Here is a 23,231-nt window from a genome sequence, read left to right on the forward strand (position 1 = left end):
CGGACTCCTTATTGACGACCGATGGCCTGGTAGTCGATGCCGAACTGGCACACCTGCTTGGGTTCGTACAGGTTGCGGCCGTCGAAGATCACCGGCTGCTTCAGCTTGGCCTTGATGGCCTCGAAATCGGGACTGCGGAATTCCTTCCACTCGGTGACGATGAGCAGGGCATCCGCCCCATCCAAGGCGGCCATGGGGCTCTCCGCATAGCTCAGACGCGGCTCATCGCCGAAAATGCGCCGGGCTTCATGCATAGCCACCGGATCGTAGGCCACCACGGTGGCGCCAGCGGCGAAGAGATCGGCCAGCAGATAACGGCTGGGGGCCTCGCGCATATCGTCCGTATTGGGCTTGAATGCCAGGCCCCAGACGGCGAACTTGCGGCCGCTGAGGTCGTTGCCGAAACGCTTCACGGTCTTGGCGGTGAGCACGTGCTTCTGGGCATCGTTGGCGTCTTCCACCGCATTGAGGACCTTCATCTCCATGCCGGCGTCGAGGCGGGCGGTGCGCTGCAGGGCCTGCACATCCTTGGGGAAGCAGGAACCGCCGTAGCCGCAGCCTGGATAGAGGAAGTGGTAGCCGATGCGCGGGTCGGAACCGATGCCCTGGCGCACCTGCTCGATGTCGGCACCCAGCTTCTCGGCCAGGTTGGCCAGTTCGTTCATGAAGCTGATGCGGGTGGCCAGCATGGCGTTGGCGGCGTACTTGGTCAGTTCGGCGGAACGCACATCCATGACGATGAGGCGCTCGTGGTTGCGCTGGAAGGGCGCATAGAGGGCGCGCATCAACTCGATGGCGCGCTCGTCCTCGGCGCCGACGACGATGCGGTCCGGCCGCATGAAATCCTCCACGGCGGCGCCTTCCTTGAGGAATTCCGGATTGGAGACGACGCTGTAGGCGATATCCGCTCCCCGGGCCTTGAGCTCGTCGGCGATGGCGGCGCGCACCTTGTCGCCGGTGCCCACGGGCACGGTGGACTTGTCCACCACCACCTTGTAGTCGCCCATGTGGCGGCCGATGTTGCGGGCGGCGGCGAGCACGTACTGCAGATCGGCGGAACCGTCCTCGTCCGGCGGCGTGCCGACGGCAATGAACTGGATGGTGCCGTGGGCCACGGCCTGTTCCACATCGGTGGTGAAACGCAGGCGGCCGGCGGCCACGTTGCGCTTCACCATGTCCAGCAGGCCCGGTTCGAAAATGGGAATGCCGCCTTCGTTGAGAATCCGGATCTTTTCCGGATCCACATCCAGGCACAGCACATCGTTGCCCACCTCGGCCAGGCAGGTACCGCTCACCAGGCCCACATAGCCCGTACCGACAACTGTAACTTTCAAATTATTCTCCCTGAAGGGTCATTGATCCGCCCAAACCGACGCATTCATGGGCTCAGGGGATCAGATCGAATTCTTCCGTGCGCCGGGGCGGATAGGTTTCCCAGCCGCCGCAGGCAGGACAGCGCCAGTAGAAGTGGCGCGCCTTGAAGCCGCAATTATCGCACCGATAGCGGGCCAGCCGGCGGGTGTGGTTGTGCACCAGATTGCGCACCAGCTCCAGGTCCGCCCGCTTTTCCGGCGGCACGCCGAGCAGCTGGGCTTCCAGCAGGCGGTCCAGGCCCAGCAGGGTCGGATTGCGCCGCAGTTCGTCCCGCACCAGGCGATAGGCCGCCTCCGGCCCCTCCGCATCCATCACCAGCTGGAATACGGTTTCCAGCAGATCGAGGGAGGGGTAGCTGGCCAGATAGCCGCGCAGCAGTTGCAGCCCTTCGTCCCGCTGCCCCTGGGCCAGGTAGGCATCCTGGAGCTTGCGGGCGACGATGGCCAGGTAGGCCGGATTCTGGCTCTCGATGCGCTTCCAGGCCTCGATGGCCGCTGCCAGATCACCCGCCTGCTGCAACAAGTCGCCCTGCAGGACGCTGGCGCGCACGCAGTTGCGGTGCAGGGAAAGGGCCGAGTCCAGGTACTGGCGGGCGGAATCGGGCCGGGAATTGATCATCTCCCCGGCTGCCAGCTCGCAGTAATAGTTGGCGATTTCCTTCTGGGTGGCGTAGTCAGGCATTTCCTTGGCGATGGCGATGGCCTTCTGCCAGTCCTTCTCCTGCTGGTAGATTTCCAGCAGGTTGCGCTTGGCCTCCTCGTCCCGGGAGGTGCCGCGCAAACGGGAAAACACCTCTTCGGCCCGGTCCAGCAGACCGGCCTTGAGGAAGTCCTGGCCAAGCTCGGAAAGGGCCTGCAGCTTCAGCTCCGGAGACAGGTCCACCCGCTCGATGAGGTTCTGGTGCATGCGGATGGCCCGCTCGGTCTCGCCGCGGCGGCGGAACAGGTTGCCCAGGGCGAAGTGCAGTTCCACCGTCTGGGGATCCACCTTCACCACTTCGATGAAGGCTTCGATGGCCTTGTCCGGCTGCTCGTTGAGCAGGAAATTCAAGCCCTGGAAGTAGGACCGGGGCAGGGCCCGGGATTCCCGCACCAGATGCTTGATGTCGATGCGGGCGGCGGCCCAGCCAAGGACGAAAAACAGGGGAAAGAGCAGTAACTGCCAGTACTCGAATTCGATCATTGGGCCACGGCCTCGCCGGCAGGAGGCGGTTGCACGGCAGCGTCGCTGGCGACCGGCTTGAGCACGGCCTGGCGCTCCCGCTCCCGCGCCAGTTCACGGCGGGTGCGCGACAGTTCGCGGCGCAACTGGAACAGGGTGCCGAGCAGGGACAGGGCACCTAAGGCCGTCCCGGCGGCGAAGAAACCGAGCAGGATGATCACCAGGGGCGCCTGCCACTGGGTATCGAAGAAGAAGCGCAGACTCACCGGATCGCTGTTCATTGCCGCAAAACCCAGCAAGAAGAAGAAGATGATGAGCCGGATGATCAAGATCAGGGCGCGCATAGCCTTATCCGCAAGCAATAAAAAAGGCGGCAACCCTAGGGTTGCCGCCCGCAATCTACCACAGGACAGGGGGTAAGGTCAGCGTCAGGCGGAGAGAGAGGCCAACAGCCCCAGGTCCACCCGTTCGCGCAGTTCCTTGCCTGCCTTGAAATGGGGTACGTATTTTTCCGGAACGCTGACTTTATCCCCGGACTTGGGGTTACGCCCCATTCGCGGCGGCCGGTAGTTCAGCGCGAAGCTGCCGAACCCCCGAATCTCGATACGGTCACCGTGGGCCAGAGCCTCGGTCATGGCATCGAGAATTTCCTTGACCGCGAAATCAGCGTCTTTCGCCACCAGTTGCGGAAACCGCATGGCCAGGCGGGCGATCAGCTCGGATTTGGTCATGCTTGAGCCTTAAAAAGCCATTGAGGGAAGGAAGCCCTCCAGCCCCACCCATCCCCGGTACCGATCCTGTCGGCGCAGCACCGGGAAGCCGGGAGGGGCATGGAAGGGGATTTCTTAGCCCTGGTTGGAGCCGTTCAGCTTGGCCTTCAGCAGCGCACCCAGGTTGGTGGTGCCGGAAGCAGCGGAGCTTTCGGAAGCGAACTTCTGCATGGCTTCGTGTTGCTCGGCCTGATCCTTGGCCTTGATGGACAGGTTCACGTTGCGGGACTTGCGATCCACGTTGATGATCATGGCTTCGAGTTCGTCGCCGACCTTAACCAGCTGGGACAGATCTTCCACGCGGTCACGGGAGTACTCGGAAGCACGCAGGTAGCCTTCAACGTCGCCTTCCAGCTGCAGCACGGCACCCTTGGCATCAACGCTCTTCACCACGGCGCGCACGATGGTGTTCTTCTCGTGGGTGGCGATGTAGTTGGTGTAGGGGTCGCCTTCGAGCTGCTTGATACCCAGGGAGATGCGCTCCTTGTCGGTATCGATGGCCAGCACCACGGCCTGCACTTCGTCGCCCTTCTTGAAGTTGCGGATGGCTTCTTCGCCGGTGGTGCTCCAGGACAGGTCGGACAGGTGCACCAGGCCGTCGATGTTGCCGGGCAGGCCGATGAACACGCCGAAGTCGGTGATGGACTTGATCTGGCCGGAGACCTTGTCGCCCTTCTTGTGGTTCTGGGCGAACTCTTCCCACGGATTGGCCAGACACTGCTTCATGCCCAGGGAGATACGACGACGGTCTTCGTCGATTTCCAGGATCATGACTTCCACTTCGTCGCCCAGTTGGACAACCTTGGTGGGATGCACGTTCTTGTTGGTCCAGTCCATTTCGGAGACGTGGACCAGACCTTCGATACCCTGTTCGATCTCAACGAAGGCGCCGTAGTCGGTCAGGTTGGTGACCTTGCCGAACAGGCGGGTACCGGAGGGGTAACGACGGGAGATGCCCACCCACGGATCTTCGCCCAGCTGCTTCAGGCCCAGGGACACGCGGTTCTTCTCGGTGTCGAACTTCAGCACCTTGGCGGTGACTTCGTCGCCCACGGCCAGCACTTCGCTGGGGTGACGCACACGACGCCAGGCCAGGTCGGTGATGTGCAGCAGACCGTCGATGCCGCCCAGGTCCACGAAGGCGCCGTAGTCGGTGATGTTCTTGACGATACCCTTGACGGTAGCGCCTTCCTGCAGGGTGGACAGCAGCTTCTCGCGCTCTTCGCCCATGGTTTCTTCCAGGACGGCACGGCGGGAAACGACCACGTTGTTACGCTTGCGATCCAGCTTGATGACCTTGAATTCCATGGTCTTGCCTTCGTAAGGAGTGGTGTCCTTGACGGGGCGGATGTCGACCAGGGAGCCGGGCAGGAAGGAGCGGACGCTGTTGGTCATGACGGTCAGACCGCCCTTGACCTTGCCGGTGATGACGCCGGTCACCAGGGTACCTTCGTTCAGGGCCTTTTCCAGATCGTTCCAGGCGGCGATGCGCTTGGCCTTGTCGCGGGAGAGGCGGGTTTCACCGAAGCCGTCTTCCAGCTGTTCGATGGCGACCTGCACGAAGTCGCCGATCTTGGCTTCGACTTCGCCGGCGTCGCTCAGGAATTCTTCGACCGGGATATAGGATTCGGACTTCAGGCCGGCGTTGACGACGACAAAGTTCTGGTCGACGCGAACGACTTCGGCGGTAATCACTTCACCGGAGCGCATCTCCTGGCGGGCCAGGCTCTCTTCGAATAGCGCAGCGAAGGATTCTTGGGAAATGGGGGAAGCAGTAGTCATGGAAAAGGTACCCTAACCGCCTGTACAAGCTGGCGGGAAAAGGTTGAACACCGCCACCGTTCCCCCTTCCTTCCGGCACCCTGCCCGACAGCGGGCGAAAAAATGCGGGAAAAAGGTTCCCGCTTCTTCCAGGAAGTCCGAACGCGAAAGGAATTTCCGATCAGGCTGACGAGGCAGAGGCGTGGAACGGTGACACCAGTCAGGATGCCGAACCGTACCAGTCGAGGACCTGGTCGACCGCCTGGTCGATGGTAAGCCCCGAGGTGTCCAGCAGGACGGCATCCTCATTCTGCTGCAAGGGCGCCACGCTCCGCTCACTATCGCGGCGGTCGCGCTCACGCAAATCCAGCAAAATGGCCTGCATGTTAGCAGGGAACCCTTTTCCGATCAACTGCTTATAACGCCTTTCCGCCCGTACCTCGGCAGAGGCGGTGAGAAAGACCTTGAGCCGGGAGTCGGGGAAGACCACGGAACCGATATCCCGGCCATCCCCCACCAGGCCGGCGCCGCAGCGGAAGACCCGCTGGCGGAACAGCAGGGCGGCCCGCACTGCAGGCAGGGCGGCCACCTTGGAGGCACCCTGGGAAATTTCCTCGGTACGGATGGCCCCCTCCACCTCTTCGCCGGCCAAGCGGATGGAGCCTTCGCCGAAGACCACTTCCAGGCCGGCGGCCACTGCCGCCACCCCGGCTTCGTCATCCCAGTCCACCCCGGCCCGCTGGGCGGCCAGGGCCGTGAGGCGGTAGAGGGCGCCCGAATCCAGATAGCCGAAGCCCAGGGCCGCCGCCACCCGGGCCGCCACCGTACCCTTGCCGGAGGCGGAGGGACCGTCGATGGCGATCACCGGCACGCTGCGGGTAACCGTGGCCAGGCGCTCGAAATAATCGGGGAAGGTCTTGGCCACACACTTGGGATCGTTGATGCGCAGGGGCGTGGCAAAGGCGGCCAGGGAGAAGCACATGGCCATGCGATGGTCGTCGTAGGTATCGATGGCGGTCGGTTTCAGGGCCGGCACCGGCGTCACCTTGAGGTAGTCCGGCCCCTCTTCGACCACAGCCCCCAGCTTCTGCAGTTCGGTGGCCATGGCGGCGATGCGGTCGGTCTCCTTGACCCGCCAGCTGGCAATATTGCGCAGCACGGTGGTGCCTTCGGCAAAGAGGGCGGCGGTGGCCAGGGTCATGGCCGCATCGGGAATATGGTTGCAGTCTAGGTCGATGGCCTGGAGCTTGCCGCTGGCAGGAGCCCGGGCTTCGATCCAGTTAGGCCCCATCTCGATGCGGGCGCCCATGAGGGCCAGGGCTTCGGCGAAGCGCACGTCGCCCTGGATGGAGTCCTTGCCCACGCCTTCGACCCGCAGGGGGCCGCCGCCGATGGCGCCGGCTGCCAGGAAATAGGAGGCGGAAGAGGCATCCCCTTCCACATAGACCGTGCCGGGAGAGACGTAGCGCACCCCGGCCGGCACGACAAAGGCCTGCCAGCCTTCACGTTGGACCTCCACACCGAAGCGGGCCATGGTGGCCAGGGTGATTTCGATATAGGGCTTGGAAATGAGCTCGCCCACCACCTCCACCCGGGTTTCGACGCCGGTCAGGGGCAGAGCCATGAGCAGGGCAGTCAAAAACTGGCTGGATACGTCGCCGCGGACCTGGAGCACACCGCCGGCGCGGATACTTGCCGGGAAAATTTCCAGGGGCGGGAAGCCGTCGTTGCCCAGGTAACGCACCTCGGCCCCCAGCTGGCGCAGGCCATCCACCAGGTCGCCGATGGGCCGCTCATGCATGCGGGCCACGCCCTTCAGCACATAGTGGCCGCCGGCCAGGGCCAGGGCGGCGGTGAGGGGACGGAAGGCGGTACCGGCATTGCCGAGAAACAGCTCGGCCTCCTTCACCGGGAAGGGACCGCCGACGCCGCTGATCCGGTAGGCCTCGCCACCCAGGGACTCCACGCCCACACCCAGCTGCTGCAGCGCCTCCAGCATGCGTTCCGTATCGTCGGAATGGAGCAGGTCCCGCACCTCGGTAACGCCTTCGGCCAGGGCGGCCAACAGCAGCACCCGGTTGGAAATGCTCTTGGAGCCGGGCAGACGCACGGTGCCGCCGGCGGAAACGAAGGGAGCGAGGTCGAGGAATTCCATGGTCACAACAGCCTTGAGGGGCCGGCGGAGAAGCCCGCCAGCCGGGGGTTAGCGCTTGCCTTCGGCCCAGTCGCGACGGGCCGTGCGGGCGGTATCGAAAATTTCTTCCAGACGGCGGCCGTCGCCAGCAGCCAGGGCTTGGTGCAACTCGTCGAGCTGGGCCCGATAGCTGTCCAGTTCCAGCAGCAGGGCGTCCTTGTTGGCCAGGCAGATGTCCCGCCACATTTCCGGGTGGCTGGCGGCGATGCGGGTGAAATCGCGGAAGCCGCTGGCGGCAAAGGTGAAGAACAGTTCCTTGTTTTCCCGTACCGCCAGATCATGCACCAGGGCGAAGGAGAGCAGATGGGGCAGATGGGAAACGGCAGCGAAGACCCGGTCGTGCTCGGCCGGCGTCAGTTCGTAGATCTGGGCGCCACACCACTCCCAGGCGGAACGGACCTTGGCCACGTTGAGTACGGAGTTCTCCGGCAGGGGCGTCAGCACCACCTTGCGTTCCCGGTAAAGATCGGCCCGGGCAGCCGCGGCACCGGAATTTTCGGCCCCGGCGATGGGATGGGCCGGCACGAACTGGCCGATGCGCTCGCCAAAGGCGGCCCGGGCCGCAGCCACCACGTCGCCCTTGGTGGAGCCGCCGTCGGTGACCACCGTCTCCGGCCCCAGATAGGGCACGATGCGGGCCATGATCTCGGGCATCTGGCCCACCGGCGTGGCCAACAGCACCAGGTCGGCGTCGGACAGTTCATGGGCCGGATTGATGCCGGCCCGGTCGATCACGCCCAGGTCCAGGGCCTGCTGCAGGGACTTGGGGCTGCGCCCGAAGCCCACCACCTCCTCCACCGCGCCGGCCGCCCGCAGGCCCAGGGCGAAAGAACCGCCGATGAGGCCCACACCGAAAATGACTACCTTGTTGAACTCGGCCATGACGCGCGCCTAGAGAGCTTGCACGAAAGAATCCACGGAACGCCGGGGAGGAAGGAATCAATAGACGGCGACCGGGTAGGACCCGAGCACCTTCAGGTAGGCCGCACGCCGGGCCAGTTCGTCCAGGGCCGCTTTGACCCGGGGTTCATCCCGGTGGCCATCCACATCGACGAAGAACACGTATTCCCACAGGGTGTGGCGCGCCGGCCGGGATTCCAGGCGGGTCAGGGAGACACCGGCGTCGGCGAAGGGCACCAGCAGGGTATGCAGGGCCCCCGTATTGTTGGGAATAGACATGATCAGGGAGGTCTTGTCCTTGCCCGCCGTGGAGGGGCCGGCGTCGTGGCGGCCCAGCACCACGAAGCGGGTGGTGTTGTTGGGCTCGTCCTCGATGCTCTCGGCCAGCCGGGGCAGGTCGTAGCGATCCGCCGCCGCCTCGCCGGCGATGGCCGCGGCGCCCTCTTCCTGGGCCGCCATCTGGGCCGCCTGGGCATTGCTGCCGACGGAGATGCGGGGCACGTTGGGCAGGTGGCGGTTCAGCCACTCATGGCACTGGGCCAGGGACTGGGCGTGGGAGTAAACCTTGGTCACCCGGTCCAGAGACGGGGCCTTGGTCAGCAGGTGCTGGTGAATGCGCAGCACCACCTCGCCGCAGATTTTCAGGGAAGTGCCGAGCAGCAGGTCCAGGGTGCGGCCGACGGCGCCTTCGGTGGAATTTTCCACCGGCGCCACGCCGTAGTTGGCATGGCCGGCTTCCACTTCGCGGAAAACGTCGTCGATGGAGGCCTGGGGCAGGAGCCGGGCGGCATGGCCGAAATGCTTGGTGGATGCGCTTTCCGAGAAGGTGCCCAGGGGCCCGAGGAAGGCGATGCCGAGGGGCTGCTCCAGGGACAGGCAGGCCGACATGACCTCGCGGAAGAACCAGGTGACGCTTTCGCTGGAAAGGGGCCCCTGGTTCATGTCCTGGATGCGGCGCAGGACCTGGGCTTCCCGCTCCGGGCGGTAGATGAAGCCGGCGTCGCCGTGACGGGCCTTGATCTCGCCCACCTGCTGGGCGCAGCGGGCACGGCGGTTGAGCAGGTCGAGCAGCTGGGCGTCGATGGCGTCGATGTCCATGCGCACCACGGACAGTTCGGCCAGCAGGGAGTCCTTGCCGTTGTCGCTATTCTGGCGGTCGCTCATGGTTCAGGCCCGGGACTTGGCGAAAGCATCCATGTACGCCACCAGGGCGCGAACCCCGTCCAGCGGCATGGCGTTGTAGATGGAGGCGCGCATGCCGCCGACGGACTTGTGCCCCTTCAGGGCCAGCAGGCCGGCTTCCTTCGCGCCTGCCAGGAACTCCGCATCGAGGGCGGCATCCCGCAGGGTGAAGGGCACGTTCATCTGGGAACGGCAGGCCGGGTCCACCGGATTGCGGTAGAAACCGTCGCTGCCGTCGATGGCGGCGTAAAGCAGGCGGGCTTTCTCGGCGTTGATGCGGGCCATCTCGTTGATGCCGCCGATGCGCTTCAGCCACTGGAACACCAGCCCGGCCACGTAGATGGCGAAGGTGGGCGGGGTGTTGAGCATGGAGTCGTTCTCGGCCATGACCGCGTAGTCCAGGACCGTCGGCAGACTGGCCGGGGCCTTGCCCAGCAGGTCCTCGCGCACGATCACCAGGGTCAGGCCGGAAGGGCCGATATTCTTCTGGGCGCCGGCATAGATGAGGCCGTAGCGGGAAACGTCCATGGGCCGGGAGAGGATGTGGGAGGACATGTCCGCCACTACCGGCACCCCGGCGGGAACGCCGGCCAGGAAGGCCGCTTCGTCCAGCAGCTCGACGCCGTGGATGGTTTCGTTGGTGCACAGGTGCAGGTAGGCCGCATCAGCATTGACCTGCAATTCGGCCGCGGCCGGCAGACGGGTGAAACCGTCGGCCACGGCAGCCTTGTCTTCCGTGCTGGCGATGCAGCGGGCGGCGGTTTCACCGCAGACCCGCAAAGTTTCCTTGAAGGCCTTCTTGGACCAGGAGCCGGTGACGATGTAGTCGGCCGGCTGCTTGTCCTTAACGCCGGCCAGCAGGTTGAGGGGAACCTGGGCGAACTGCTGGGTGGCGCCGCCCTGCAGGAACAGCACCTTGTAGTTGGCGGGGATGCCCATCAGCTCCCGCAGATCGGCTTCGGCCCGCTGGGCGATGGACGTGAATTCCTTGCCCCGGTGACTCATTTCCATGACGCCGCAACCGGCGCCCTGCCAGTCCAGCATTTCGTCCTGAACCTGCTCCAGCACCTCGGCGGGCAGAGCCGCCGGGCCGGCACTGAAATTCCACAAACGCATTACGCTTCCTCGCTGGCAGCGCTGTCCTCGCCGCCTTCAAGCATTTCGCCGTCCGCCAGTTCGTCGCCGGCCTCGGCATCGGTATCGCCTTCGCTTTCCGCCACCTTTTCCAGGCCGGACAACTTCTCGCCCGCATCCAGGGAAATCAGGGTGACGCCCTGGGTGGCACGACCCAGTTCGCGGATCTCGGCCACCCGGGTGCGAATCAGCACGCCGCCGGTGGTGATGAGCATGACCTCGTCCGCATCGGTCACCAGCTTGGCAGCGACGATCTTGCCGTTACGCTCGCTGGCGGCAATGGCCATGACGCCCTGGGTGCCGCGGCTGGAACGACGGAAGTCGCCCAGGCGGGTGCGCTTGCCGTAGCCGTTCTCGGTAGCCACCAGCACGGTTTCCTCTTCGCTTTCGGCCACCAGCAGGGAAATGACGCTCTGACCTTCCTGCAGCATCATGCCGCGCACGCCGCGGGACTGGCGACCCATGGGGCGCACCTGATCCTCGCCGAACCAGACAGCCTTGCCGCCGTCGGAGACCAGCACGATGTCGCTCTGGCCGGTGGTCAGGTCGGCACCGATCAGGTAGTCGCCCTCGTCCAGATCGACGGCGATGATGCCGGCCTTGCGGGGATTAGAGAAGTTGGCCAGGGAAGTCTTCTTCACGGTGCCCTGGACGGTGCACATGAAGACGTACTTGTCGTCGGAGAATTCCTTCACCGGCAGGATGGCGTTGATCTGCTCGCCCTCTTCCATGGGGAACATGTTGATGATGGGCTTGCCCCGGCTGATGCGGCTGCCCTGGGGCACTTCATAGACCTTGAGCCAGTAGCAGCGGCCCCGGTTGGAGAAGCAGAGGATGTAGTCGTGGGTGTTGGCGACGAAGAGGTGATCGACGAAGTCGTCATCCTTCATGGCAGCCGCCTGCTTGCCGCGGCCGCCGCGGCGCTGGGCCCGGTAGTCGGCCAGGGGCTGGGACTTGATGTAGCCGGTGTGGGACAGGGTCACCACCATGTCCTGGGGCGTGATCAGGTCTTCGATGCCCAGGTCCTGGGCGTAGGCCACGATCTCGGAGCGCCGGTCGTCGCCGAACTGGTCGCGGATGGCGGTCAGTTCCTCGCCGATGATCTCGGTGACGCGCTCGGGGCGGGCCAGGATGTCCATCAGGTCGGCGATCTTTTCCAGCAGTTCCTTGTAATCGGCGACGATCTTGTCCCGCTCCAGGCCGGTCAGGCGCTGCAGACGCAGTTCCAGGATGGCCTGGGCCTGGGCTTCGGTGAGGCGGTAGCCCTGGGCGGAGAGGCCGTACTCGGGCGCAATGCCTTCGGGACGGGTGGCATCCAGGCTGGCCCGGGCCAGCATCTCGGTAACGGTGGCGGAAACCCACATGCGGGCCATCAGCTCGCGGCGGGCATCGGCCGGAGTGGGCGCGGCCTTGATCAGGGCGATGATTTCGTCCACGTTGTCCAGGGCTACGGCCAGACCTTCCTGGGTGTGGGCCTTTTCCCGGGCCTTGCGCAGTTCGAAGACGGTGCGTCGGTTGAGCACTTCGCGGCGGTGGGCCAGGAAGCATTCCAGCATCTGCTTCAGGTTGAGCAGGCGCGGCTGGCCGTCCACCAGGGCCACCATGTTCATGCCGAAGGTGTCCTGCAGCTGGGTCATCTTGAACAGGTTGTTCAGGACCACCTCGGGCATCTCGCCCCGCTTCAGTTCGATCACCACCCGCATGCCGGACTTGTCGGACTCGTCCCGCAGGTCGGAGATGCCTTCGATGCGCTTTTCGTTGACCAGCTCGCCGATCTTTTCCAGCAGGGTGCGCTTGTTAACCTGGTAGGGCAGCTCGTCGATGATCAGGGCCTGGCGGTTGCCCTTGTCCAGGTCTTCCACGTGGGTCTTGGCCCGCATCACCACCCGGCCGCGGCCGGTGCGGTAGCCCTCGCGCACCCCGGCGACGCCGTAGATGATGCCGGCGGTGGGGAAGTCGGGAGCCGGAATGATGTCGATCAGCTCGTCGATGGTCAGGTTCGGGTTCTGCAGCAGGGCCAGACAGGCGGCCACCACCTCGCCCAGGTTGTGGGGCGGGATGTTGGTGGCCATGCCCACGGCGATGCCGGAGGAGCCGTTGATCAGCAGGTTGGGGATGCGGGCCGGCAGGATCAGGGGCTCCTGCTCGGAGCCGTCGTAGTTGGGGCCGAAGTCGACGGTTTCCTTGTCGATGTCTTCCAGCAGCTGATGCCCGATGCGGGCCATGCGCACTTCCGTGTACCGCATGGCAGCAGCGTTGTCGCCGTCCACCGAACCGAAGTTGCCCTGGCCGTCCACCAGCATGTAGCGCAGGGAAAAGTCCTGGGCCATGCGCACGATGGTGTCGTACACCGCCGTATCGCCGTGGGGGTGGTACTTACCAATGACGTCGCCGACGATACGGGCGGACTTCTTGTAGGCCTTGTTCCAGTCGTTGCCCAGTTCATGCATGGCAAACAGGACCCGGCGATGCACGGGCTTGAGGCCGTCCCGCACATCCGGCAGCGCCCGGCCGACGATCACGCTCATGGCGTAATCCAGGTAGGAACGGCGCATTTCCTCTTCGAGGCTGATTGGCAGGGTTTCTTTGGCGAATTGATCCATAGGTCTCGGGCGGCCGCCGGAGCGGCTCTGGGAGGATTTCCGGTGGAAATGAAGGGGGAGATTCTAGCACGCCGGCCTCCCCGCCGTCAGAACGCCCCCACGGCCGGGGATATCCCGGCGGAATCCCTTCCCGCTTCGCCGGAATCGGTTGTATCCCCCGAAAATCTTTGGTTAAATCGCCCATACATTGCCGTATGTGCAATGGTAGGCAAAGAAAGGCCCCCTAAGGCCACACCTGAGACACCACCCACGAGGAGGGACAAATCTTGAAACAGCAGAACCTGACCACCATCATCGCCACCCTGGGCGCCTTCGCCTGTGCCGCCCCGGCCCTGGCCCAGACGCCAACCGCCGCCTATCTCACCGACACCCGCAATGTGGTGGCCAAGAGCGGCTTCGGCCTGTGCTGGCGGACCAGCGCCTGGACCCCGGCGGCCGCCCTGGCCGAATGCGATCCGGACCTGACCAAGGCAGCCCCCGCCGCCGCCGCACCGGCCGCCGCCGCAGCCGCCAAGAAGTGCGACTTCACCGTCACCCTGCAGAGCGACGAGCTCTTCACCTTCAACAAGGCCGCCCTTACCAGCGCCGCCCAGAAACGCCTGGACAGCGACGTGGTGGGCAAGCTGGGCTCCTGCGCTTCCGTCTCCATGATCATGATCACCGGCCACACGGACCGCCTGGGCTCCCAGGCATACAACCAAAAGCTGTCCGAAAAGCGCGCCGATGCAGTCAAGGCCTATCTGCTGAAGAAGGGCGTGCCGGCCGACACGGTGGACACCATGGGCGCCGGCAAGACCCAGCCGGCCCAGGGCGTCAAATGTGATGACTCCCTGCCCCGGCAGAAGCTGATCGCCTGCCTGGCCCCCAGCCGCCGCGTGGTGGTCGAGGTCAAGGGCAGCGCCAAGTAACAGCAGTTGCAGACAGACGCCCCGCCCCATACGGCGGGGCTTTTTTGTTCACTTACCACCCCACACCCGATGACCTCCTCCCCCACTCCCGCCGACAACATCGACCTCCTGATCGAGGCGCGCTGGATCATTCCGGTCAGACCCTTCGGCGTCACCCTGGAAAACCATGCCGTCGCCGTCAGCGGAGGCAACATCGTCGCCGTGCTGCCCCAGGCGGAGGCCCGGGAACGCTTCACTCCGCGCAAGACGGTACGTCTGGGCGAACAGCTGCTGATTCCCGGCCTGGTCAATCTGCACACCCACGCGGCCATGAGCCTGCTGCGCGGCCTGGCCGACGACCTGCCCCTGATGACCTGGCTGCAGGAGCACATCTGGCCGGCAGAGGGACGTTTCGTCTCCCGGGAGTTCGTCCGCGATGGCACTCTGCTGGCGGCAGCCGAAATGCTGCGGGGCGGCATCACCTGTTTCAACGACATGTACTTCTTCCCCCGGGAAGCGGCCGCCGCCGCCCAGCAGATGGGGATGCGGGCTGCCCTGGGCCTGGTGGTGCTGGACTTTCCCAACGCCTACGCCAGCGGCGCCGAGGACTACCTGGAAAAAGGCCTGGCCGCCCGGGACGACCTGCGCAACGAACCCCTCCTCTCCTTCTGCCTGGCCCCCCATGCGCCGTATACGGTCTCCGACCAGACCTTCGAGCGCATCCTGCCCCTGGCAGAACAGCTGGACATTCCGATCCACCTGCACCTGCACGAAACCACGACTGAAATCGAGGAAAGCCTGAAGCAATATGGCGTACGTCCCCTGGAACGCTTGCGCTGCCTGGGCCTGGTGGGCCCCGGCCTGATTGCCGTTCACGCCGTCCACCTGCAAGCGGCAGAAATTGCCCTGCTGGCCACCCACGGCTGCTCCGTTGCCCACTGCCCGGCCTCCAACCTCAAGCTGGCCAGCGGCATCACCCCTGTTGCCGAACTGCTGCAAGCCGGCGTCAATGTCGGCATCGGCACCGACGGCGCCGCCAGCAACAATCGCCTCGACCTCCTGGCCGAAATGCGCCTGGCCGCCCTGCTGGCCAAGGGCGCCAGCGGCAACGCACAGGCCCTGGGCGCCCACCAGGCCCTGCAGGCTGCCACCCTTGCCGGTGCCCGGGCGCTGGGCATGGAAGACAAAATAGGTACAATTGAGTCTGGCAAAGCTGCCGACCTCTGCGCCATCGACCTTTCATCCCCCGAACTTTCCCCCTGCTACGACCCCGCATCCCACGCCGTATATGCGGCCGGGAGGGAGCATGTCTCCCACGTCTGGGTTGCAGGGCAATTAAGGGTGGAGAACGGCTCCCTGTGCGGAATCGGGAAAAATGATTTGATCAGCCTTGCCAAAGTATGGCAGAATAAAATTCGAGATTAGTCTCGGGCCGAACCCACGCAAAAATAAGGGGTTGCGCCGTTGCTGATTCAGCTGCCTTTCACGAACACGAGGTAAAAGAGAGATGACCAACAAATTCGCCAAAAAGTCCCTGCTGGTTCTGCTTGCCGCCGGCCTGAGCCTGGGCGCCACCATGGCCCAAGCCCAAACCACCGACAAGGGTGCCTACCTGACCGATACCCGTAACGAAGTTGCCCGCAGCGGTTTCGGCCTCTGCTGGCGCACCGGCTACTGGACCCCCGCCGCCGCCATCGCTGAATGTGATGGCGATCTGGTGAAGGCCGGTGCCGCTGCCAAGGACGCCGGTGGCGTCAAGCCCGTCGGCGCCAAGATCACCCTGTCCGCCGACGCCCTGTTCGACTTCGACAAGGCCGTGCTGCGCGCCGAAGGCAAGTCCAAGCTGGACGAGCTGGTGGTCAAGGCCAAGGAAATCAACCTGGAAGTGATCATCGCCGTGGGTCACGCTGACCGCATCGGTAAGGATGCTTACAACCAGAAGCTGTCCGAGCGTCGCGCTGCCGCCGTCAAGGAATACCTGGTGAGCAAGGGCATCGAAGCCAACCGCGTCTACACCGAAGGCAAGGGTGAAAAGCAGCCCGTGACCGCCGGCAAGTGCGGCAAGAGCGAAAAGAAGACCAAGGCCCTGATCGAGTGCCTGCAGCCTGACCGTCGCGTTGAAATCGAAGTGATCGGCACCAAGTAATCCTGCGCCGTTCCTGTAAAAAGCCCTGCATTCGCAGGGCTTTTTTCTTTCCTAGCCTCTCCCTTGCCATATTTCAGCCATGATTAACGCCGATCCCAACGAACTGCAGAAATTCAGTGACCTGGCCCACCGCTGGTGGGACCCCAAGAGCGAGTTCAAGCCGCTCCACGACATCAACCCCCTGCGTCTCGACTGGATCGACGCCAATGTGGGGCTGGCCGGCAAAAAAGTGCTGGATGTGGGATGCGGCGGCGGCCTGCTCAGCGAGGGCATGGCCGAACGGGGCGCCCAGGTGACCGGCATCGACCTCTCGGAAAAGGCCCTCGGCGTCGCCCGCCTGCACCTGCTGGAAAGCGGCCGCAGCGTGGACTACCGCCACATCTCCGCCGAGTCCCTAGCAGCCGAAATGCCGGGCAGTTTCGACGTGGTCACCTGCCTGGAAATGCTGGAGCACGTGCCGGACCCCGCCAGCACGGTGGCAGCCTGCGCCAGGCTGGTCAAGCCGGGCGGCCAGGTCTTCCTGTCCACCCTCAATCGCAATCCCAAGTCCTACCTGCTCGCAGTCATTGGCGCCGAATATCTCCTGCAGATGCTGCCCAAGGGCACCCACGACTACGCCAAATTCATCAAGCCATCCGAACTGGCACGTCATTGCAAGGCAGCCGACCTGGAAGTGGCCGAAATCATCGGCATGACCTACAACCCCTTCACCCAGCGCTACAGCCTGGGTCGGGACACTTCGGTGAACTACCTGCTGCGCACCGTGCGCAATGCCTGAAGCGGTACTGTTCGACCTGGACGGCACCCTGGCGGACACGGCTCCCGACCTGGGAGCCGCGCTCAACCGGGTACGCCAGGACTACAACCTACCGCCCCTTCCCCTGGACACCCTGCGCCCCCACACCTCCCAGGGAGGCAGGGGCCTGCTGCGGGTCGGCATGGGCGTTACCCCCCAGGATGACAGCTACGCCGAACTTTACCGCCGCTTCATCCAGCACTATGAAGAGCGGCTCTGCCACCATACGACACTGTTCCCGGGCATGGCCGAGCTGCTCGCACAGCTGGAACAACGCCGCATTCCCTGGGGCGTGGTCACCAACAAGAGTGAGCGCCTGACCCATCCGCTGCTGCAACAGATGGATCTGGCTCACCGCTGCGCCTGCATTGTCTGCGGCGACTCGACCCCCAACCCAAAGCCGGCACCTGCCCCCTTGCTGCTGGCAGCCCAATTGCTGGGTCTGCCCACCCGGGACTGCTGCTACCTGGGCGACGACCTGCGGGACATCCAGGCCGGCAACGCCTGCGCCATGATGACCATCGGCGTCCGCTGGGGCTATCTGGGCACGGAACACCCGCCGGAGACCTGGGGCGCCGACCACCTGATCGACCACCCCGACGAAGTATCGCCCCTGCTCCGCCCGACTCGCTGAAAGCCAGTCGCCTCGCCGCGCCGGGATTACGGCAGATATCAGACCACCGCCCCTTGAAGTTCCGGGGGGCAGCCCCCATAATGCTGGTCATGGTTGTAATTCCGGCAATCTGGAGGCGTTCTGGACGCGGGTTCGATTCCCGCCACCTCCACCTAAGAGTTTCGGAGAGTTCTTAGGTGGGGGTGTACTGGCTTCGACAGGGCGGGCAAAGGTGCGCAGGCAACTCGTCAGGCGATCGACGTTAATGAAGCAAATCTCCAAACGCCAACGATGAGCGTTTCGCAATCGCCGCTTAAGGCTTTTGCCGAGGCTGCTTGAGCCTTGTTACCAAAGAAAAGCCGGTGGGGACTTCGGTCCCCATCGTTATTTCCAATTCCCCAAATGTAGCTTCCCCGCCTCAGGCAACGCCCGTTGTCTCTTTCCCAGAGCGTTGGTGCAGCAGCTACTGAACCTCCCCCATAACGCAGCACCCGCAGGACCCAGGCAATCACTCGCCCAGGCGCAGGCCGGTTTTTTTCAGGATGCGAGTGGAAAAGAGGATGTCCCGGGCGCCCAGGGCGCCGGGGAACTCGGCCTGGATCAGGGTGGCGATGCGCCCGACTTCGGCTTCGACTTTCGCCCGGCTCTTGCCGTGGACCATGGCGAAGAGGTTGTAGGGCCAGGCCGGCGGATGGTCCGGCCGGCGATAGCAGTGGGTGACCGATTGCAGCCCGCCGACCCGCGCACCGACGGCGTCGATCACCGCCGGGTCGATCTGCCACACGCTCATGCCGTTGGCGGTGTAGCCGATGGCGTAGTGGTTGGGCACGGCGCCGATGCGGCGGATGGCGCCCGCTGCCAGCAGGCGGGCCAGTCGCTGCCGCACCTCGGCTTCGGCCACGCCCAGCTGCTCCGCCAGGACCAGGTAGGGACGCGGCACCAGGGGCAGGCCGGCCTGGGTGGCAAGCACGATGCGGCGATCCAGGTCATCCATGGGGAAAGTGGCGTCCATCAACGGTTTCCTGGCAGGCAGCTTGCAGACGCCATACCTATCCCCGACGGAACGGCATGCCGGCATTGCCCCCGGACAGCGCGGGCCACCCGGGCGGAATGGGCCTGCAGCTTGAGCCCAAGCACCACGACAGGTTGGGAAATGCTGAGATCGACGGTCGCGGCGTTCATGCCTGCAGCTTCATTTCGACGAAGTATTCCTTCTCTTTCGGGAAGGGATAGACCGGGTAGCCGGTGGCGGCCTCGATGGCCTGCACCGCAGCGTCGATGCCCTCCGGCGTTTCCGTCGCCAGCACGAACCACATGTTGAAGGCGTGTTCCCGGGCGTAGTTGTGAGCCACCTGGGGCAAGGCATTGACCTGTTCCGCCACCCGCTCGAATTCGGCTTCGGGCACGGCCATGGCCGCCAGGCAGAAGGCGCCGCCCAGGCGCTCGATCTGGAACATGGGGCCGAAGCGGGTGAGGATGCGGTCGTCCAGCAGGGACTGCAGCCGGGCCAGCAGCTCGGCCTCGCTGATGCCCAGCATGGCCGCGGCCTCGGCGTAGGGTTCCGGGCTCAGGGGAAAGTCGCCCTGGAGGGCGTTGATGATGCGCCTATCCAGTTCATCCGGCTCCCGGGCCGGCGCCAGGGCGGCGCGGCGGGAGGGCTTGGCCTGCTCCACCGCTTCAGCCATGGGCGGCCTGCCTCAGGGGATCGGTATCTGCCCGGGGCGCCTGGGGCGCATAGCGGGCGCCGGTCTGCTTGTAGCGCCGGGTGGAAAAAAGCAGCTCGTTGGGGAAGGCGTCCAGCCCCAGGCGCTCGCCCAGGCTGCGACGCAATTCCGCCACTTCCTCCCGGGCCTTGCCGTGGATCATGCAGAACAAGTTGTAGGGCCAGTGGGGCGCCATGGGCCGGCGGCGGTAGCAGAGGGTGACGCCGGGCTCGGCGGCGAGGCGCTCGCCCAGGGCGCTCACCTCCCCTTCCGGCACGGCCCAGACGCACATGGCGTTGGCGGTGTAGCCCAGCTCATGGTGCCGCACCACCACGCCGAAGCGCTTGAGGATGCCCCGCTCCAGCCACTGGCCGAGCAGTTCCAGCAGACGCCCTTCCTCCAGGCCAGCCCGGTAGGCCAGGGCGCGGAAAGGCTGGGGCTCCAGGGGCAGACCCTCCTGCAGCACCGGCATCAGCCCCTGCTCTTCCCGGGTCAGTTCGATGGGCTGCTCCAGGGAGGGCACCGCCGCCACCGGCTGACGCCGGGCGCCGCCGCCGGCCAGGTCGAAGCCCAGGTCGATGTGGAACTCTTCCACCAGGGGCAGGGAAATGACAGGGCAGCCGGTCTCGGCCTCGATGGCCGCCAGCACCGCATTCAGACGCAGAGCGTCCGGCGCGGTGGCGACGAACCACAGGTTGTAGGCGTGTTCCCGGGCGTAGTTGTGATTGACCTCGGGATGGGCGCTGACCCGGCCGGCCACCCATTCCAGCCGCTCCGGCGGTGCCTGCAGGGCGGCCAGGGTGCTGGCGCCGACCCGGCGCGGGGCAAAGACGGCGCCGATGCGGTTCACCATGCCCTGCTGCTGCCAGTGGCGGTATTGCTCCAGCACCTCCGCCTCACTCAGCCCCTGGGCCGCACCGATGGATGCAAAGGGCCGGGAGACCAGGGGAAAGTCCCGCTGGTAGTCGTTAAGCAGGGGGAAGCGGGCGGCGTTCATGGGCATGGACGGGCGATGCGTCAGAAGCCGGTGCGGGCAGCGCGGCTGGTGAAGAAGATGCCGCTCGGGCTCTCCGCCTTCAGCTCGGCCACCGGGGCCTTGGTGCGGGTGTCGAAGACGGTGACCTTGTTGTCGTCCCGGGCCGAGAGCCAGACGGCCTCGCCGCGGGGCGCGAATTCCATGTGCAGGATGGCCTTGCCCGGCTGCAGGGTATGGGTGACCTTGCCTTCCAGGGTGTCGATGACCTGGACCCAGCCGTTGTCGGGGAAGGCGAAATTCACCCAGATCTCCCGCCCGTCGGGCCGGGCCATGACGAACACCGGCTGGCTCTTCACCGGGATGCGGGCCGTCTCCTTCCAGGTCTTGGTATCCACCACCAGCACCTCGTGGCGGCCGATGGCGGGCAGGTAGGCCTTGCCCCCGGCCACGGACCAGCCCCGCAGGTGGGGCATCTTGTACACCGGCAGGGGCTGCTCGCCCTTGCCGTAGCCGGCGAGAATCTTCTGCACGCCCTGCTCCGGCTGCCAGGTGTCGAGCATGGCCAGGCCGTCCTCGCCGAAGAGGCCGGCGATGTAGTAGCGCCCGTCCGGCGTCACCAGGGCGTCGTAGGGCTGCTTGCCGGCGGAGTACTTCTGCATCTTGGGGGCCTTCGGGTTGGAGAGGTCGGCCACCCAGATTTCCCCGGCTTCGAAGAGCGAAAAGGCGAAGCGGTTGCCCGACAGGTCGGCCAGGCCCACCACCTTGGAGCGCACCCCGTTCATGTCCACGGACGGAATGTCCGCCACCAGTTCCAGGGTCTCGGCGTCGAAGGCCTTGATGCCGCCCGGCTCGTAATTCTGGGCCACCACCAGCTTGCCGTCCTGGGAAATGGCACCGCCGATGGCGTTGCCGGCCTGGACGATGCGCTTGGCAATGGAGGCGGTGAGCAGATCCACCTTGGTCAGACCGCCGTCACGGCCGAAGACGTAGGCGTAGCGCTGGTCCCGGCTGAAGACCACGGAGGCGTGGGACAGGTCACCCAGCCCGGGCACCTTGGCCAGAGCCGTTTTCGAGGTGGTATTGACCACCTGCACCTGGCCGATGGAACGCTCGATCACCACCCCCAGATCACCGGTACCGCGGGGCGCCGGGGCGCTGGCGCAACCGGCCAGGAGGGAGAGCAGGAGAACGGGCAGAAGAAAGCGACGGGAAACGACAGGCGTGGCAGGCGTCATGGCGGTCTTTCGCGGGGAACTCAAATTATTCATTGGGGAAGCCGGCCTGGAGCTGCTGCACTATCCACTGGGCCTCGGCCTCGCTCACGATGCCCTTGAAGGGCGGCATGGGCGTACCCGGCCGGCCGTGCAGGATGGTGGCCACCATGCTCTCGGCGGGCCGCTGGTGGAAAGTCTCGGCCGTCAGCGCCGGCCCCAGGCCGCCCTTGAGGGTCAGGCCGTGGCAGGAACCGCAATCCTGGCGCACCAGATGCACCAGTTCCTTGGCGCGAGGAGCGGGAACTGCCGCTTCCGTGGCACTAGCGGCAAGGGACAGCAAGGCCGCGGCCAGGCCAAGGCCGCTCAGGCAGATGCGAGGGAAAGAAATGGCGGGCTTCATGGGCATCCATCTTGCCGCCCGGCCCACCGGGACACTTTGATAAGCATCAGCTTTCGATGCAGAAAGACCGCGAGGGTTGTAGGGGGAAATACAGACAAACTACAAACAAAGTCATTTGGGGAAAAAGCCGCCCCTCGCTGTTCAACCACAAGGCAAAACCTTACACTGACAAAATGCAATACGCATACAGCTTTACAAGCTTACCTACCTGTACCCTTTTCCTGTTTAGCACTCTAACGAGGTAATGATGCGATTCAGATTTATACGATGTTCTTCAGCATTACTACTTTGCGCCGCTCTGTCAGCCTGCTCAGTAATCGATATAAAAGACAATGTTGTTGGTAACCCGGAAGCTGCATCAGATACTTACGCCAAGAATAAAAATTCGCACGGTGTAGTGCTCCTTGATGTGAATTGGGGAAGGGTATGGGGTTGCGCAAAATATGAAAATGCGCAACTCGTCACCTTCGCCTTCGATCGAATGCCACTGAAGAGGAGCAACGCTGAACCGGCCGAATTTATCGTCACAACACCTGGACGCTTATCTGCCAAGCAAGCTTTTGAAAGCTATGCCTACCAAGTTCCGCCAGGTGAATATGCGTTGAGCCATTTCAAGATCAAAGTAGCGCAATCGGCTTCCAATGTAGGTTACTTTGTTGCAGGCCAAAATGATCTTCTCAAGGATGGGAAACCTTATGCGGGAAGCTTCCGCGTAGGCGCTGGCGAAACGGTCTATATCGGGAATTTCTCTCTCGACTGTTATAAGCAACCGACACTTTGGCGCTATTACACCGAAGGCAAAAGCAACTTCAAATCGCATATAGCGCAGTACGCAAACAAATACCCATTCCTCGATTTGGGTAACGTCACCTACAGGCTGTTTGACACCCAAGTCATTGGTCGTACTTACGAACTTAAATGAGAAGGTAATACATCCTAGCGTTGAAGGCTCCATTCCAAAGTCATCCGCCAGTGGGAGCCTCTACCTCAACGTTTATGAATTTCCACTCCTTTGAGTTCCTCGACTCGAACATCGAGTCTATAGAAAAGCTCCAGCACCAGCGCCCGCCGCTTCCTGAAGCGGGCGCTTAGTTCCCTTCAGCGGAAAAACTCCTCCAGCCGTTCAAACACTGCATGATCCGCCCCATGGCGACGGACCGTGCGCACGTCTTCCAGCTTCTCCACCTGCTTCACCATCTGCTCCAGGCGCCGGTCTTCCAGGACCAGGAGCCAGATGCGGCTGATGCTGCCGTCGCCCACGGGCAGGCAGAGGATGCCTTCCACGTTGTAGGCGCGGCGGGAGAAGAGGCCCACCACGTGGGACATGACGCCGGCGTGGTTGTTCACTTCCAGTTCCAGCACGGTGCGCTGGGGGCGGGCCAGGGCGGCATTTTCGTTTTTGCTGACGGCGTTCATC

The 23,231-nt window shown here is 64.4% G+C and carries 22 protein-coding genes and 1 other RNA gene; 7 read left to right on the forward strand and 16 right to left on the reverse strand.

Going from position 1 to position 23,231, the window contains the following annotated elements; translation table 11 throughout:
• Window positions 1-8 precede the first annotated feature (8 nt).
• The 10 genes from AZSP09_RS06540 to gyrA form a co-directional block, all read right to left on the reverse strand.
• Entirely contained in the window at window positions 9-1,334 is a 1,326-nt protein-coding gene (locus tag AZSP09_RS06540; protein WP_152089525.1) for a UDP-glucose dehydrogenase family protein, read from the reverse strand.
• Window positions 1,335-1,386: 52 nt separating this feature from the next.
• Window positions 1,387-2,553: a lipopolysaccharide assembly protein LapB gene (gene lapB / locus AZSP09_RS06545; RefSeq protein WP_130459241.1), complete on the reverse strand. Its 1,167-nt coding sequence runs from the start codon at window positions 2,551-2,553 to the stop codon at window positions 1,387-1,389.
• On the reverse strand, window positions 2,553-2,879 hold the full coding sequence (locus tag AZSP09_RS06550; RefSeq protein WP_152089526.1) for a LapA family protein: 327 nt from the start codon (window positions 2,877-2,879) through the stop codon (window positions 2,553-2,555). The genes lapB and AZSP09_RS06550 overlap by 1 nt, the downstream gene beginning before the upstream one ends.
• A gap of 84 nt (window positions 2,880-2,963) precedes the next feature.
• Window positions 2,964-3,266: an integration host factor subunit beta gene (locus AZSP09_RS06555; protein ID WP_014237016.1), complete on the reverse strand. Its 303-nt coding sequence runs from the start codon at window positions 3,264-3,266 to the stop codon at window positions 2,964-2,966.
• Window positions 3,267-3,380: 114 nt separating this feature from the next.
• Window positions 3,381-5,087, reverse strand: coding sequence for a 30S ribosomal protein S1 (gene rpsA, locus AZSP09_RS06560; protein ID WP_014237015.1), 1,707 nt, complete (start codon window positions 5,085-5,087; stop codon window positions 3,381-3,383).
• 199 nt (window positions 5,088-5,286) lie between these two features.
• Window positions 5,287-7,221, reverse strand: a complete 1,935-nt coding sequence (locus AZSP09_RS06565; RefSeq protein WP_152089527.1) for a bifunctional 3-phosphoshikimate 1-carboxyvinyltransferase/cytidylate kinase — start codon at window positions 7,219-7,221, stop codon at window positions 5,287-5,289.
• Between the two features lie 48 nt (window positions 7,222-7,269).
• Complete coding sequence (locus AZSP09_RS06570) at window positions 7,270-8,142, reverse strand: prephenate dehydrogenase (RefSeq protein WP_014237013.1); 873 nt, start codon at window positions 8,140-8,142, stop codon at window positions 7,270-7,272.
• Between the two features lie 57 nt (window positions 8,143-8,199).
• Window positions 8,200-9,324, reverse strand: a complete 1,125-nt coding sequence (gene pheA, locus AZSP09_RS06575) for a prephenate dehydratase (protein WP_332066816.1) — start codon at window positions 9,322-9,324, stop codon at window positions 8,200-8,202.
• A 3-nt stretch (window positions 9,325-9,327) separates the two neighbouring features.
• On the reverse strand, window positions 9,328-10,458 hold the full coding sequence (gene serC, locus AZSP09_RS06580; RefSeq protein WP_014237011.1) for a 3-phosphoserine/phosphohydroxythreonine transaminase: 1,131 nt from the start codon (window positions 10,456-10,458) through the stop codon (window positions 9,328-9,330).
• A complete protein-coding gene (gene gyrA, locus AZSP09_RS06585; protein ID WP_014237010.1) occupies window positions 10,458-13,079 on the reverse strand; it encodes a DNA gyrase subunit A in 2,622 nt (873 codons plus the stop codon). Before gyrA ends, serC begins: the two co-directional genes overlap by 1 nt.
• A 266-nt stretch (window positions 13,080-13,345) precedes the next feature.
• Here gyrA and AZSP09_RS06590 point away from each other — a divergent pair, with 266 nt between their 5' ends.
• From AZSP09_RS06590 to ssrA, 6 genes are all read left to right on the forward strand, one after another.
• Window positions 13,346-13,987 (forward strand): OmpA family protein, encoded by a 642-nt coding sequence (locus tag AZSP09_RS06590; protein ID WP_152089528.1) that lies wholly within the window; start codon window positions 13,346-13,348, stop codon window positions 13,985-13,987.
• Window positions 13,988-14,056: 69 nt separating this feature from the next.
• Window positions 14,057-15,391: a TRZ/ATZ family hydrolase gene (locus AZSP09_RS06595; protein WP_152089529.1), complete on the forward strand. Its 1,335-nt coding sequence runs from the start codon at window positions 14,057-14,059 to the stop codon at window positions 15,389-15,391.
• Between the two features lie 82 nt (window positions 15,392-15,473).
• Window positions 15,474-16,112 (forward strand): outer membrane protein OmpA, encoded by a 639-nt coding sequence (ompA, locus tag AZSP09_RS06600; RefSeq protein WP_014237007.1) that lies wholly within the window; start codon window positions 15,474-15,476, stop codon window positions 16,110-16,112.
• Between the two features lie 79 nt (window positions 16,113-16,191).
• Window positions 16,192-16,890: a bifunctional 2-polyprenyl-6-hydroxyphenol methylase/3-demethylubiquinol 3-O-methyltransferase UbiG gene (ubiG, locus tag AZSP09_RS06605; protein WP_014237006.1), complete on the forward strand. Its 699-nt coding sequence runs from the start codon at window positions 16,192-16,194 to the stop codon at window positions 16,888-16,890.
• A complete protein-coding gene (locus AZSP09_RS06610; RefSeq protein ID WP_152089530.1) occupies window positions 16,883-17,542 on the forward strand; it encodes an HAD family hydrolase in 660 nt (219 codons plus the stop codon). The genes ubiG and AZSP09_RS06610 overlap by 8 nt, the downstream gene beginning before the upstream one ends.
• 39 nt (window positions 17,543-17,581) lie before the next feature.
• Window positions 17,582-17,905: a transfer-messenger RNA gene (gene ssrA, locus AZSP09_RS06615) on the forward strand.
• Between the two features lie 124 nt (window positions 17,906-18,029).
• On the opposite strand, the gene ahbB (AZSP09_RS06620) is transcribed toward ssrA, so the two are convergent.
• The 5 genes from ahbB (AZSP09_RS06620) to AZSP09_RS06640 form a co-directional block, all read right to left on the reverse strand.
• The gene (ahbB, locus tag AZSP09_RS06620; RefSeq protein WP_152089531.1) at window positions 18,030-18,533 is read right to left on the reverse strand and encodes a siroheme decarboxylase subunit beta; all 504 of its coding nucleotides are present in this window, start codon (window positions 18,531-18,533) and stop codon (window positions 18,030-18,032) included.
• A 166-nt stretch (window positions 18,534-18,699) separates the two neighbouring features.
• Complete coding sequence (locus AZSP09_RS06625) at window positions 18,700-19,206, reverse strand: Lrp/AsnC family transcriptional regulator (protein WP_152089532.1); 507 nt, start codon at window positions 19,204-19,206, stop codon at window positions 18,700-18,702.
• Complete coding sequence (ahbB, locus tag AZSP09_RS06630) at window positions 19,199-20,227, reverse strand: siroheme decarboxylase subunit beta (RefSeq protein WP_152089533.1); 1,029 nt, start codon at window positions 20,225-20,227, stop codon at window positions 19,199-19,201. Before ahbB (AZSP09_RS06630) ends, AZSP09_RS06625 begins: the two co-directional genes overlap by 8 nt.
• Window positions 20,228-20,241: 14 nt before the next feature.
• Window positions 20,242-21,435 (reverse strand): cytochrome D1 domain-containing protein, encoded by a 1,194-nt coding sequence (locus AZSP09_RS06635; RefSeq protein WP_152089534.1) that lies wholly within the window; start codon window positions 21,433-21,435, stop codon window positions 20,242-20,244.
• 25 nt (window positions 21,436-21,460) lie between these two features.
• Window positions 21,461-21,814 carry a c-type cytochrome gene (locus tag AZSP09_RS06640; protein ID WP_152089535.1) on the reverse strand — a complete coding sequence of 118 codons (354 nt, stop codon included), beginning with the start codon at window positions 21,812-21,814 and terminating at the stop codon, window positions 21,461-21,463.
• A gap of 244 nt (window positions 21,815-22,058) precedes the next feature.
• Between AZSP09_RS06640 and AZSP09_RS06645 the strand changes: the two genes are divergently transcribed.
• On the forward strand, window positions 22,059-22,736 hold the full coding sequence (locus tag AZSP09_RS06645; RefSeq protein ID WP_152089536.1) for a hypothetical protein: 678 nt from the start codon (window positions 22,059-22,061) through the stop codon (window positions 22,734-22,736).
• 176 nt (window positions 22,737-22,912) lie between these two features.
• Here the strand turns inward: AZSP09_RS06645 and ilvN are convergent, their stop codons facing one another.
• On the reverse strand, window positions 22,913-23,230 hold the full coding sequence (gene ilvN, locus AZSP09_RS06650) for an acetolactate synthase small subunit (RefSeq protein WP_130458139.1): 318 nt from the start codon (window positions 23,228-23,230) through the stop codon (window positions 22,913-22,915).
• Between the last annotated feature and the right edge of the window lies 1 nt (window position 23,231).

The sequence above is a fragment of the Azospira sp. I09 genome (assembly GCF_009177135.1).
GTDB lineage: Bacteria > Pseudomonadota > Gammaproteobacteria > Burkholderiales > Rhodocyclaceae > Azospira > Azospira oryzae.